Here is a 13,006-nt window from a genome sequence, read left to right as displayed (position 1 = left end):
CAAAATACTTGTGTTTTGATGGGGTCAGATTTTTTTGATCTGACAGTTATGAGGCCCTCCTCTAAAAAGGAGGAATATAATGAAAACAACAGCTAGTTTTATGAAGATGAAAGAGGTAAAAGAAAAAATCACAATGATGACAGCCTATGATGCTCCGGGTGCACGACTTGTTGAAGAAGCTGGAATTGATATGATTCTCGTTGGTGATTCTCTGGGTATGGTTGTCCTTGGCTATGATTCGACAGTCCCTGTAACAATGGATGATATGATCCTTCATACGAAAGCGGCGCGTAGAGGAGCACAAAATACGTTTATCGTAGCAGATATGCCATTTTTAACGTATCATTCAAGTCTTGACGATACGTTTCATCATGCAAGGCGATTGCTGCAAGAAGGTGGAGCTAATGCGGTCAAACTAGAAGGCGCCAAAGATGTTATTGAAACGGTTAGAAAACTTACGACAGCAGGAGTTCCAGTTATGGGTCACTTAGGTTTAACTCCTCAGTCTGTAGGGGTGCTCGGTGGGTATCGAGTCCAAGGAAAAGATGCTACATCTGCAAAAGAATTACTAGAGGATGCAAAAGCATTAGAGAGTGCTGGAGCCTTTGCAATAGTCGTAGAATGTGTTCCTGAACAAGTGGGGGCAATGCTATCGGCAGCATGTGACATTCCAATTATTGGGATTGGGGCAGGGGTTGATACAGATGGTCAGGTACTTGTTTATCATGATGTAATAGGATATGGGAATGTACATGTACCAAAATTTGTTAAAAGCTATACAAGTGTCTCTCCTGTGATCCAAAAAGCTCTAAAGACATATGTACATGAAGTGAAACAGGGGCAATTTCCAGCAAAAGAACACTCTTTTACAATGAGTGATGAGGCGCTAATGCAATTATATGGAGGCGTCAAGTCGTGAAAATAATCGAGACCATAGAGGAAGTTCGACAAGAAATTACTAAAGCGAGAACAGCGGGGCAATCGGTAGGCTTTGTTCCCACTATGGGATATCTACATGAAGGACATGTAAGCTTGATCAAATCCGCTCGAAAAAAACATGATATAGTTATCGTAAGTATATTTGTAAACCCATTACAATTTGGTCCAAATGAAGACTTAGACCGTTATCCAAGAGACTTGAAGAGAGATGAACAACTGGCGAAAGAAGAAGGAACGGACTTGATTTTTTACCCTAGTGTAACAGAAATGTATCCAGAAAAGATGCCAATGACCATTCATGTGACCAAAGGAGTGGATGTACTTTGTGGGGCTAGTCGACCTGGACATTTTGATGGAGTTGCGACCGTTGTAATGAAGCTGCTTCAAATCATCCAACCTGACGAAGCTTTTTTCGGTCAAAAGGATGCTCAACAATTAGCAGTTATTATTAATATGGTTGAGGCTTTTAATATACCTGTGATCATTACCGCTTGTCCGACGATCCGAGAAGAGGATGGCTTAGCCAAAAGTTCGCGGAATGTATATTTAACTGAGGAAGAAAGGTTAGAAGCGCCATTGTTATATGAAACGTTAACATATGGGGCTGACCTTATCCAATCCGGAGAGCGTGCGAGAACGAAAATTTTAAAAATATTAACCGAACGACTACAAGAGGGCTCTGGGAAACTGGATTATATTGATGTTTTACGTTATCCAAGTCTAGAAACTACAGAGGAAATTCAAGGGAAAGCCATCCTAGCCGTAGCCTATTACTATAAAAATGCACGTTTAATTGATAATTACATTGTTGAAGTGTAAGGGGGAGAAAAAATATGTATCGTACGATGATGAAAGCTAAAATTCACCGTGCTCGTGTGACAGAATCAAATTTGAATTATGTTGGAAGTATAACAATTGATGAAGATATTATGGATGCGGTTGACATAGTAGAAAATGAAAAAGTTCAGATTGTTAATAATAACAATGGAGCAAGATTTGAAACTTATGTCATTAAAGGGCCTAGAGGAAGCAATGTTTTTTGTTTAAATGGGGCAGCAGCGAGACTTGTTCATGAAGGAGATGTGATTATCGTTATTTCCTATGGACTTGTAGCAGAAGAAAAAGTGAAAAATCATTATCCGAAAGTAGCAATTATGAACGAAGATAACCAAATTGTTGAAATGTTAGACAAAGAGCCAGCTTCTACCGTCTTATAATTCGCATATTCCCTTCCTCTTCGATAAACACTTTAAGTATAGTCATCGAGAGGAGGGGTTTTTTTGAAGGATTGGTTATCATCTTGGAATACCATTTATGAAAAAATAGAAAAAAAATGGGCATTGTTATCAGAATCAGAACAAGCTAACCAATTAGCATACTTAGAAGAAACCGCTGGTATGCTGTTAGATAAATGGACAGAACTAGACGAGAAAATTAACGATCTTAAGCTTTTTGCTAACAGTTCGGATAAGTTTATATCATACGACTCTAAAGGAACAACTTATTATCAATTAGACATGTTCGAAGAAGCGGCACGTGCATTAATAATCGAAGAGACAACTGGTGAACAAGATGAATTACGAAGGCTTTATCTTGGTTATGCATTGCTTTTTTCAGAACAGCTTGAAAAAGCCAAAGAGACATTTCTGTACCTTATTCAAGTGAGTTATTTGCCTTATTTAAAACATTTCGCGTTTGTTGGACTTGGTTGTGTTCAAACAAGGGAACAGAGGATTGAAGATGCCATTGTTTCGTTTCAAAATGCAAATCAACTTACGTCTACAAGTGATGTCGTGTATAATTTAGGTATATGCTATTTTTCTAATGAGGCATTCCATTTAGCAAAGGAGTATTTTGGGAAATGCATTGAGCAAACTCCTGAAGACGGCGAGGCATTGTTTTATTTTGGTTGTTGTCAGTGGGAGACAGGGGATCGTGATGCAGCTTGGTCTTCATGGACAACAAGTATTCATTTATTAGATTCAAAAGAAGCACTAATGTCATTAGCCTACGTTTGTGAATGGCATGGATTCCATCAGGTAGCCGTTCATTGTTATAAACGAGTACAAGAAAAATTTCTAGAATCTGTAAACGTATTGCATGGAATTGCCTGGAACTATGCACTTTTAGGTGACAAAGAAAATGCATATAGAGCGTTTCGTGAAGCATTATTCCTAGACCCAAACAATGCTAATGTCTGTTTTTCACTCAATTGGCTTCGTCAAAGTTGGCCAGAGGTAAGTGAATGGACAACGAGTTGAATTAGGGTTTTTTGAGTGATTGAGGTGGAAGTATGAAAGAGCGTTATATAGTGGTTGATGTTGAGACAACGGGGCATTCGGTTATGAGGGGTGATCGGATTATTCAGATCGGAGCAGTTGTAATTGAGAAAGAAGAAATAGTAGAAACATTTGCTACTTTTGTCAATCCTAGTCAATCAATTCCTCCATTTATAGAGGAGTTAACAGGCATTTCAGATGAAATTGTAGCAAATGCTCCGTCTTTTCATGAGGTTATCCCAGAACTATTGCCATTGTTTAAAGGAAGCACTTTTGTTGCACATAATGTTGATTTTGATTTGAATTTTTTAAGAAAACAAATTGAGGAAGAAGGTTACACATTACCTTCTCTTCCAGTATTTGATACAGTAGAACTTTCAAGAATATTGTTACCACAACAGGAGAGTTATAAGCTTGGGCAATTAGCAGAGCAATTGGGGTATTCACATGATCGTCCACATCAAGCTGACAGTGATGCGGAAGTAACTGCAACACTTTTTATGACTTTATTACATAAACTTAAAACTTTACCAATCCTGACTCTTCAACAATTGGTTCCTTTATCAAGGAAATTTAAAAGTGATTTAGAGCCAATACTAGAAGAGTTTATACAAGATAAACTTGCTTTTGGTAATCGGGACGCCGAGCATTATGATTGTTTTCGCCAGATCGCCATAAAAAAAGTAACAGATGAAATAGAAACTCCATCTAAAGCTGTTACGTTTACTGAATATGCAGAAAAGCTATTTGCAAAAGAAGGAAAGATGGAGAATGCATTCTCTGAATATGAACTAAGGCAAGGTCAGCAACAAATGATGAGAGAAGTGGATAAAGCGTTCCATCAGAATGTTCATAAGTTCATTGAAGCGGGAACTGGAACAGGTAAATCACTTGCTTATTTACTTCCAGCTGCTTTTTATGCACATTCACAACAAAAGCCAGTAGTTATTAGTACACAGACAATTCCACTTCAAGACCAGCTGTTATCAAGGGATTTGCCATTACTTGATCAAATGCTACCATTTAAAGTAAAGGCAGCCCTTTTAAAAGGAAGAAGTCATTATCTTTGTTTACGTAAATTTGAACAGTCATTAGTGAACATTCAAGATGATTCTTATGATGTTCTATTAACAAAAGCTTTGTTACTCATTTGGGTTACCGAGACAGAACATGGCGATGTAGAAGAGTTGAATCTTCCTTCAGGAGGTAAAGGTTTTTGGTATGAAGTACAGAGTGATTCAGCTTCGGATTTAGGTCGTTATAGTCCTTGGTTCTCACGTTGCTTTTATCACAGAGCTAGGAAAAGAGCTCAACATGCCGATTTAATTATTACCAACCATTCTCTCCTTTGTACGGATCTCGTTCATGAACAGCGACTTTTGCCAGCTTATACACATGCAGTCATTGATGAAGCGCATCACTTAGAAGAGACCGCAAGTGATCATTTAGGTGCTAAAACAGATTTTGTCACTTTTTCTTATTTATTTCAACGATTAGGTGTTAGTCAGGAAGACGGAATGCTTGGGCGACTTCATCAACTTGTTACTAATTATCAACTAACTGTGCCTAAAGGCGTCAGTGCAGTGCTTGAGCGTTTATTAACGCTTAAAGAAGAGTTAGATGAGCTGTTCCGTATGCTTCATGGATATGTTTTGCATAAGCAAACAAGTTCAACTGACGTTGGCCGGGTTCGTTATCGCTATGAGAGTTATACTGAGGAAGGTTCAATATGGCAAGCAATTCTTGAATGTGCCATGCGTGTTCATATGCAATCAAAGGATTCAATTGGGTTACTTCGCGGGTGGCTTGAGCCATTCTCTGATAAAAAGGAAGATATGACCTATAAAGATCGTGGATTTATCGCAGATGTTGAAAGTGTTGTTGAATCGTTATATGAGGAAGAACAAATATTATATGAGATGTTGCTTGAGTTTGATCCAAATGTCGTCTATTGGATTGAAATAGAACCAAGAGGGGCAAGAAATGCAACCTATTTATTTAGTAAGCCGATTGATGTATCTGATTTACTTGCAGATCAATTTTTTGCAAAGAAAAAAAGTGTAGTGATGACGTCTGCAACTTTGTCAGTGAATGGGACGTTTCGTTATCAAGAAAAGCGATTAGGGTTAACTGATTTTGGAGTGGAGTCGTGCATGATTCCATCCCCCTTTACTTATATGGACCAAGTTAAACTACTCCTACCAACGGATATACCGGCGATAAATGAAGTATCTGATAAAGAATTCGCAGAGGAAGTATCTATAAAATTATGGAGAATGATGGAAGTTTCAAGTGGGAAAATGCTAGTTCTCTTTACCTCTTATGAAATGTTAAAGCAAGTTTATTATCATGTGAAGGATTTTAATGAATTTAGTTCGTTTCAATTAATTGCTCAAGGTGTTACAAGTGGCAGTAGGGCAAAGCTGATGAAAATGTTTAAACAAAGCAGCCAAGCCATTTTATTTGGTACGAGTAGCTTTTGGGAAGGGATTGACCTACCTGGAGATGAGTTGCGCATGCTAATCATTGTAAGACTTCCATTTTCCCCTCCTGATCAGCCTTTGCTTCAAGCTCAGTATGAGAAAGCTAAGGAAGACAAACGAAATCCGTTTATGGAAATTTCTTTACCACAAGCCATTATTCGATTTAAGCAAGGTTTTGGAAGACTTATCAGAACGACAAATGATCGCGGAAGCGTGTTTATTTTAGATAGACGAATCTCAACTACTCGGTACGGCAAACAATTTATAAGGTCTTTACCTGACGTACCTGTTCATGAAGGGAAGTTGGAAGAGTTACTGGAACAATTTAAAGAGTATATGTAAGAATCTCTATACGATCCCTTATGACGGATAATACGATATTGAAATTGTTGTTAGTGTAACAAACCGATTATATTTTCTGGAGGGAACAGACGATATGCGTAAAGTTCTTATTGGACTTGTATGCTTAATTGTAATGAGTGTTACATTAGGAATGGATATCCGATTGGTGGTGAACTCGAGTGACACAGAAGCAGAGGTTGAATTAGATTTACAACTTGAAGAAGATGATGTTGGATTTGTTTTCTTAGATCTTCCCAATGGTGAAGCAACCTACCTCGAATTGCCGAATGAGGGATCCATGTTAATTGGTACAGGGTCCAAAGATTCAGCAGATGCTTTGTTTTTGCGCTTAAAAAAATTGAACGTTTCAACTGTTGATACAATTATTTTACCGCGGTTCGAAAAAGAATATAGTGGAAACGTAGAAGAAGTTCTCTCGCAATTACAAACGAAAACCATTGTTGTCCCCGAACAAGGCCTTGATCAAGCGATCTCCCAATACCAAAAATATAATGTGGATATTATTGGATGGGAAGAGTCAGAAATAAAAGAGTTAGCAAGCCATGTGTCTGTAAAGATATTGCCTGATGAATCAGCGATCATGCCAATGCTGACCTTTATTATTACAATACATGATAGTCACCAATTCTTTTTCGCCTCAGATGCAAGTGAGAAACTTGAGTATCAGTGGATAAAAAAAGGATTATCGCCTGTTTCTATTTTAAAGGTAGCTGAATTTGGAACTGATGAAGGCACTACACAACGCTTTTTAAATGAAATTGACCCGCAAGTTGCCATTCTTTTCTCCAAGAAAAACGGGGACGTGAGCGCTCAGCTACTCGAGCGATTACAAGAAACGTGGATAGATACTTACCAGACAAAACAGAATGGCTCAGTGATCGTTAAAGTGAACAAATTTGATTATGAAATTGTCACAGTTCACTTTAAAGATTAGGTGGGAAGTTGTTGATGGAATGTTTGCTGATGGTATACTATTTTTAGTAGGAAATGATAAAATGTTCTGCACGGGGCATCGTGCAGAACATGATTGAGGTGTGAGTAGGAAGTTTGTTTTTTGTTGAATTGCTTTACGTATATGACGTATCATGTATATACGCATCTTACTATTACTTACGATCTTTCTGAAAAATTGAGGGAAACAGTGTCTGACGGATTGAAACTGGAAAAACTTGATGCCACTTCAGCCCGTCCCGACGTAATAATGCTACATCTTCTTTTTCTTTTTGATATCTGTTTGCAGTAGTATCATGGATTGACACTTGTACGCCTCCTTTCATCGGCGTATTTATAGTATCACCATATTTAAAATCACTATGTTTAGAAAAACTTGTACATCAAGGAATAACTTAAATCAATGGAGGAGAAATAATGGAACAAAAAAAGGTTGTTTTATCAACAACAAAAGTGAAAAAGGCACCAGATACATATAAAATTGTTGATGCCCTGAATAGAACGTTAAAAGAAAAGGATTTACTATTTGGCATTGCACTAGATGAGAAAGACCAGGATACGATGGTTTTTACTATCTATCATACATAATGAGAGTTGGGAATCCCTCATGAAGAACTGGATCTTAGTAATCATTATCATTTTATTCGTAACAATTGCAGGGATGAGTGTTTATGGGTATCAAACAATAAGAGAACCGCTAAAACACAATTATGAGCAGGCGGAGCGTTACGTGTTAGGTCAATCGTTATTACAAAGTGTATCTGATATTTCTTACTATCATGGTACAGATGCATATTATGTATTTGAAGGAACGTCAGTTGACGATGAAGAAGTAATTATTTGGGTATCTGAAGAGTTTGACTCTCATCAAATGGCTAAAGTTAACGAGGGGATTTCAGTGGACGAAGCTGTTGCGATTGTAAAAAAACAGGATGAGATTAAACGAATTCAATCTGTCAAGTTAGGGTTTGAAAGAGGCTTGCCTATTTATGAAATCGTTTATGTAAATAATGAAAACAGAAAAGGATACTACTATGTTACTTTTGAAGACGGAATATTTATGAAAAGGTATGTTCTTAGGACAGATTAAAGAATTGATACTTGAATGATCGCTTTAGACGAACTATAGTGTATATATATTACATGGGAGGGACATCACAAATGAAATTAGCAAAAAGAGTTTCCACATTAACACCATCTTCTACACTTGCTATTACAGCAAAAGCAAAAGAGCTGAAGGAACAAGGGCATGATGTCATTGGACTTGGAGCTGGAGAGCCAGATTTTAATACGCCACAGTACATAATTGATGCTGCTGTGCGTTCTATGGAAGAAGGACATACGAAATACACACCTTCTGCAGGATTGCCTAAATTAAAAGAAGCTATTATTGGTAAATTCGAGCGTGATCAACAACTTACATATACACCAGCTGAAATCCTTGTTGGCTCAGGGGCGAAGCATGTGCTTTACACTTTGTTTCAAGCTATTTTAGACGAAGGTGATGAAGTGATTATTCCAACACCTTACTGGGTTAGTTATCCAGAGCAAGTTAAGCTTGCAGATGGAGTACCCGTTTATATTGAAGGCTTAGAAAGCAATGATTTCAAAGTAACAGCTGAGCAATTGGAGCAGGCAATTACTCCAAAAACGAAAGCATTTATTCTTAATTCACCAAGTAATCCAACAGGATCCATGTATTCAGACGAAGAGCTCCGTGAGCTTGGAGACGTTTGCGTAAAACATGAAGTGTTAATTGTATCAGATGAAATCTATGAGAAGCTCGTTTATGACGGGGCATCACACACATCCGTTGCTGAGCTTTCTAAGGAATTAAAAGAGCAAACAATCGTTGTAAATGGAGTGTCAAAGTCACACTCTATGACCGGTTGGAGAATAGGCTATGCAGCGGGGAATCAGGCTGTCATTAAAGCGATGACCAATCTTGCTAGTCATAGTACTTCCAACCCAACAACAAATGCACAGTATGGAACCATTGCTGCTTATACAAAGGATGACGGATCTGTTGAAACAATGAGACAAGCTTTTGAAGAACGCTTAAATGGAGTATTTGAAAAGCTTGTGGCTATACCAGGTGTATCTTGCGTGAAACCAAAAGGGGCTTTCTACTTGTTTCCAAATGTGAGTGAAGCGGTTAAATTAAATGGCTTTGCCGATGTCGATTCATGGGTTGAGGCAATTTTAGAAGAAGAAAAGGTGGCATTAGTACCAGGGTCAGGTTTTGGTGCACCTGACAATGTTCGTTTATCTTATGCAACATCTTTTGACGCTTTAGAAGAAGCGTTAACTAGAATTGAGCGTTTTGTTCGTAATCATACAAAATAATCAAAAAGAGGCAACGAATCAGCATTCGTAGCCTCTTTTTATAGGGTTTTTGGCATAACCGTAGTTGAATAGATATATTTAAATAACACTTTTGGTTTTGATTTTTATTAATGGTGCCACTAAATAACAGAGAATGTTCATTTTCAACAATGAACGTTGACTTGAAAAATTATACAAGGGTATAATGTAGAATGTTATACATAGTAGGTATGGAGGTATAAATAGTGAAAACAACAATTGCAAAAGTTGGACAATTTGTAGGACAAGAGGTCACAATTGGTGCTTGGCTTGCTAGTAAGCGCTCAAGTGGGAAAATTGCTTTTCTACAATTACGTGATGGAACAGGTTTTATACAAGGGGTTGTCGTAAAAGCGGAAGTAGAGGAAACGGTTTTTCAACAATCGAAAAATCTTACACAAGAAAGTTCATTATATATTACTGGAATTGTACGTGCCGATGATCGAGCTCCTTCTGGATATGAATTAACAGTTACGAATATAAAAGTGTTACATGAAGCTACAGATTACCCAATTACACCAAAAGAGCATGGAACTGAATTTTTAATGGATAATCGCCATTTATGGCTACGTTCAAAACGTCAACATGCTGTAATGAAAATAAGAAATGAGATTATTCGTTCAACTTACGAATTTTTTAATAATAATGATTTTGTTAAGATTGATCCGCCAATCTTAACGGGGAGTGCTCCAGAAGGTACATCAGAGCTTTTTGCGACAAAATATTTTGATGAAGACGCCTACCTCTCTCAAAGTGGTCAGCTTTATATGGAAGCAGCTGCGATGGCGATGGGGCGCGTATTCTCATTTGGCCCGACTTTTCGAGCTGAAAAATCAAAAACTCGCCGTCATTTGATTGAGTTCTGGATGATTGAACCTGAAATGGCCTTTGTTGAGTTTGATGAAAATCTTGAGATTCAGGAACAATACGTATCATCCGTTGTTCAATCGGTGTTAGCAAATTGTGGATTAGAGCTAAAAACTCTTGGTCGAGATATTTCGAAGCTAAAGGCAATTCAAGCACCTTTCCCACGAATTACGTATGACAAAGCAATAGAGTTCTTACAAGAAAAAGGATTCGATGATATTATTTGGGGCGATGATTTTGGAGCTCCTCATGAAACGGCAATTGCAGAGCATTTCGAGAAACCAGTTTTTATCACACATTATCCAACAGCGCTTAAACCTTTCTATATGCAACCAGCTGATAATCGTGATGATGTTGTGCTTTGTGCAGATTTAATTGCTCCAGAAGGGTATGGTGAAATAATCGGTGGGTCACAGCGTATTCATGATTATGATTTATTGAAGAAAAACCTAGAAGAGCATCAGTTATCACTTGATGCATATGCTTGGTATCTTGACTTGCGTAAATATGGATCGGTTCCTCATTCCGGCTTCGGTTTAGGACTTGAGCGAACTGTTGCATGGATTTCAGGAGTTGAGCATGTTCGTGAAACGATTCCATTCCCTAGACTGTTAAACCGTCTTTATCCGTAAGCAGTAGTAGGGAGTTTTTATATAAAATGGAATTTAAAAAGGGTCTGACCCCATCTAGTTAGCAATTATTTTATGGTTTTAGCATCGCTAAAAAATCATAAAATAAACACTAGGGGTCAGACCTTAATTTTTTTGGGTCAAGACATAGCAGCTGACTTAGCTCTTTTTATCAATACAGTGAAGAACATGAGCGAAAAAATCAGCGCTCATGTTATAATTAGGATAGAGGTGTTTGAAAAATGGATCAGAAACTACTACTAAAATGGGCTAACCAAAGACAACTATCCGTTCCAACATTACTGCTAAAACATTATAAAGAATTAGGTCTTAAGGAAAATGAACTGATCGCGTTATTACAAGTTCAATCATTCATTGATGAAGGGGATGGGTTTCCTACTCCTGAACTACTTAGTGAAAGAATGACGTTATCAATGAATGAATGCGCAGAGTTGTTAGGACGTTTAATACGTAATGGATTTCTAACATTAGATAAAAAGTGGGACGAACAAGGGATATTATTTGAATTTTTTACACTTGACCCATTGTGGATTCGCTTAATGCAATTGATTAAAGGGGAACAAATAGAGAAGCAAGAACAACTAAAACAGAATCAAGAAGGATTGTTATATAAGCGTTTTGAAGAAGAATTCTGTAGACCTTTATCTCCGATAGAAGCAGAAACCTTATCGATGTGGATTGATCAGGATCAGCACTCAGCTGAGTTGATTACTGCAGCTTTGAGAGAAGCTGTTGTTTCAGGAAAATTAAACTTTCGCTATATTGATCGAATTCTTTTTGAATGGAAACGGAATAGTGTTCGGACAGTGGAACAGGCTCGTGCACATGGAGAAAAGTTTCGCAAATATAATAACCAACAACCAAGACAAGAACAGAAAAACATTAAGGTTGATTCATATCCAACCTTTAGTTGGCTTGATCAGTCGTAAAGTTTTAAGGGAGAGAAAAGATTTATGTTATCAAAGAAACAAACAATAGAAGCGCTGGATGTGATTGCCAATATGTATCCTGATGCAGAATGTGAGCTAACACATTCCAATTCATTTGAATTACTAATTGCGGTTGTCCTTTCAGCTCAATGTACAGATGCACTTGTAAATAAAGTGACACCACGATTGTTTTCAAAGTATAAACGGCCAGAGGACTATGTTCGAGTTCCACTAGAGGAGTTAGAGCAGGACATTCGCTCAATTGGACTATTTAGAAGCAAAGCAAAGAACATTAAGAAGTTGGCCCAAGCTTTACTCGAAGAATACAATGGTGAAGTGCCGAAAGAACGTGATGAACTAGTGAAGCTAGCGGGAGTGGGCCGTAAAACGGCAAATGTTGTTACTTCCGTTGCATTTGGCGTACCGGCTATTGCTGTAGATACACATGTTGAGCGAGTATCTAAACGACTTGCAATATGTCGATGGAAAGATAATGTACGTGAAGTAGAAGAAACATTAATGAAGAAAATTCCTGAAAACCGCTGGTCTGATTCTCACCATCAACTTATTTTCTTTGGACGGTATCATTGTAAAGCTCAGTCACCTCAATGTGGTATCTGTCCTTTACTAGATCGATGTCGTGAAGGACAGAAGCGAATGAAGGTGCAAAAGAAAATATGAACATAAAGATTCCAAAAGAGTTTCAAGTTACGCCTTTTTACGAAAAATCAACGATTGAGTTACCACAATCGGTAACATCATTTAAAGGCATATGTCAAGCTCTTCCTTTCTATTATGATATAACTGGGAATGTTCGACCATGGGAACAAAAACATGAATTTCTTCCCATGTTGTTTCAGTGGTGGTCTGAGGAAGAAGGAGAGCTTGCTAAATGTTATGAGCAAAGAAACCCTCAAGCTGCCAAAGAAATGATGAGAACGATGATTGCTGTCTTTATTGATTCGTTATTTTGGTTAAATGAGAGGCCTGTTAATGGAGTTGACAATTTTCACCATCAAGTGAGTGGCCTCACTTATAAGCCTGTTAATTGTAGTGAGAGACTGAATTATTTACTATTAGAACCAAATCGTTATCATACATTTGTACAACTAAAAGCCTTGTTTTCTGAGCTAAGAAAATTGTATGCAAAAGTAAAAGTAATAGAAAAGAGAAAATGATAT

The 13,006-nt window shown here is 37.6% G+C and carries 14 protein-coding genes; 13 read left to right on the top strand and 1 reads right to left on the bottom strand.

The annotated features are described in order from the left end of the window. The first annotated feature begins 79 nt into the window (after positions 1 to 79). From panB to SLH51_RS02920, 6 genes are all read left to right on the top strand, one after another. Positions 80 to 919 carry a 3-methyl-2-oxobutanoate hydroxymethyltransferase gene (gene panB / locus SLH51_RS02945; RefSeq protein WP_335958980.1) on the top strand — a complete coding sequence of 280 codons (840 nt, stop codon included), beginning with the start codon at positions 80 to 82 and terminating at the stop codon, positions 917 to 919. After that, positions 916 to 1,758, top strand: coding sequence for a pantoate--beta-alanine ligase (panC, locus tag SLH51_RS02940; protein ID WP_335958977.1), 843 nt, complete (start codon positions 916 to 918; stop codon positions 1,756 to 1,758). The genes panB and panC overlap by 4 nt, the downstream gene beginning before the upstream one ends. Before the next feature lie 14 nt (positions 1,759 to 1,772). Then, positions 1,773 to 2,156, top strand: coding sequence for an aspartate 1-decarboxylase (panD, locus tag SLH51_RS02935; RefSeq protein WP_335958976.1), 384 nt, complete (start codon positions 1,773 to 1,775; stop codon positions 2,154 to 2,156). 63 nt (positions 2,157 to 2,219) lie between these two features. Next, positions 2,220 to 3,200 (top strand): tetratricopeptide repeat protein, encoded by a 981-nt coding sequence (locus tag SLH51_RS02930; protein ID WP_335958975.1) that lies wholly within the window; start codon positions 2,220 to 2,222, stop codon positions 3,198 to 3,200. Positions 3,201 to 3,232: 32 nt separating this feature from the next. Then, positions 3,233 to 6,043: an ATP-dependent DNA helicase DinG gene (dinG, locus tag SLH51_RS02925; RefSeq protein ID WP_335958974.1), complete on the top strand. Its 2,811-nt coding sequence runs from the start codon at positions 3,233 to 3,235 to the stop codon at positions 6,041 to 6,043. A 94-nt stretch (positions 6,044 to 6,137) separates the two neighbouring features. Beyond that, positions 6,138 to 6,998, top strand: coding sequence for a ComEC/Rec2 family competence protein (locus tag SLH51_RS02920; protein ID WP_335958973.1), 861 nt, complete (start codon positions 6,138 to 6,140; stop codon positions 6,996 to 6,998). Positions 6,999 to 7,170: 172 nt separating this feature from the next. Here the strand turns inward: SLH51_RS02920 and SLH51_RS02915 are convergent, their stop codons facing one another. Beyond that, complete coding sequence (locus SLH51_RS02915; RefSeq protein WP_335958972.1) at positions 7,171 to 7,323, bottom strand: hypothetical protein; 153 nt, start codon at positions 7,321 to 7,323, stop codon at positions 7,171 to 7,173. Between the two features lie 109 nt (positions 7,324 to 7,432). Here SLH51_RS02915 and SLH51_RS02910 point away from each other — a divergent pair, with 109 nt between their 5' ends. From SLH51_RS02910 to SLH51_RS02880, 7 genes are all read left to right on the top strand, one after another. Next, on the top strand, positions 7,433 to 7,603 hold the full coding sequence (locus tag SLH51_RS02910; protein WP_335958971.1) for a DUF4264 family protein: 171 nt from the start codon (positions 7,433 to 7,435) through the stop codon (positions 7,601 to 7,603). A 19-nt stretch (positions 7,604 to 7,622) separates the two neighbouring features. After that, the gene (locus SLH51_RS02905; protein ID WP_335958970.1) at positions 7,623 to 8,105 is read left to right on the top strand and encodes a cell wall elongation regulator TseB-like domain-containing protein; all 483 of its coding nucleotides are present in this window, start codon (positions 7,623 to 7,625) and stop codon (positions 8,103 to 8,105) included. 71 nt (positions 8,106 to 8,176) lie between these two features. Then, positions 8,177 to 9,361: a pyridoxal phosphate-dependent aminotransferase gene (locus tag SLH51_RS02900; RefSeq protein WP_335958969.1), complete on the top strand. Its 1,185-nt coding sequence runs from the start codon at positions 8,177 to 8,179 to the stop codon at positions 9,359 to 9,361. Between the two features lie 224 nt (positions 9,362 to 9,585). Then, on the top strand, positions 9,586 to 10,878 hold the full coding sequence (gene asnS, locus SLH51_RS02895) for an asparagine--tRNA ligase (RefSeq protein WP_335958967.1): 1,293 nt from the start codon (positions 9,586 to 9,588) through the stop codon (positions 10,876 to 10,878). 239 nt (positions 10,879 to 11,117) lie between these two features. Beyond that, positions 11,118 to 11,825, top strand: a complete 708-nt coding sequence (locus SLH51_RS02890) for a DnaD domain-containing protein (RefSeq protein ID WP_335958966.1) — start codon at positions 11,118 to 11,120, stop codon at positions 11,823 to 11,825. A 24-nt stretch (positions 11,826 to 11,849) separates the two neighbouring features. Further along, positions 11,850 to 12,506: an endonuclease III gene (gene nth / locus SLH51_RS02885; protein WP_335958965.1), complete on the top strand. Its 657-nt coding sequence runs from the start codon at positions 11,850 to 11,852 to the stop codon at positions 12,504 to 12,506. Then, a complete protein-coding gene (locus SLH51_RS02880) occupies positions 12,503 to 13,003 on the top strand; it encodes a YpoC family protein (protein ID WP_335958964.1) in 501 nt (166 codons plus the stop codon). The genes nth and SLH51_RS02880 overlap by 4 nt, the downstream gene beginning before the upstream one ends. The last annotated feature ends 3 nt before the right edge of the window (positions 13,004 to 13,006 follow it).

The organism is Halalkalibacter kiskunsagensis (assembly GCF_037027555.1).
In the GTDB taxonomy this organism is placed as follows: Bacteria; Bacillota; Bacilli; order Bacillales; family Bacillaceae_D; genus Halalkalibacter; species Halalkalibacter kiskunsagensis.
This window is presented reverse-complemented; position numbering and strand designations above follow the sequence as displayed.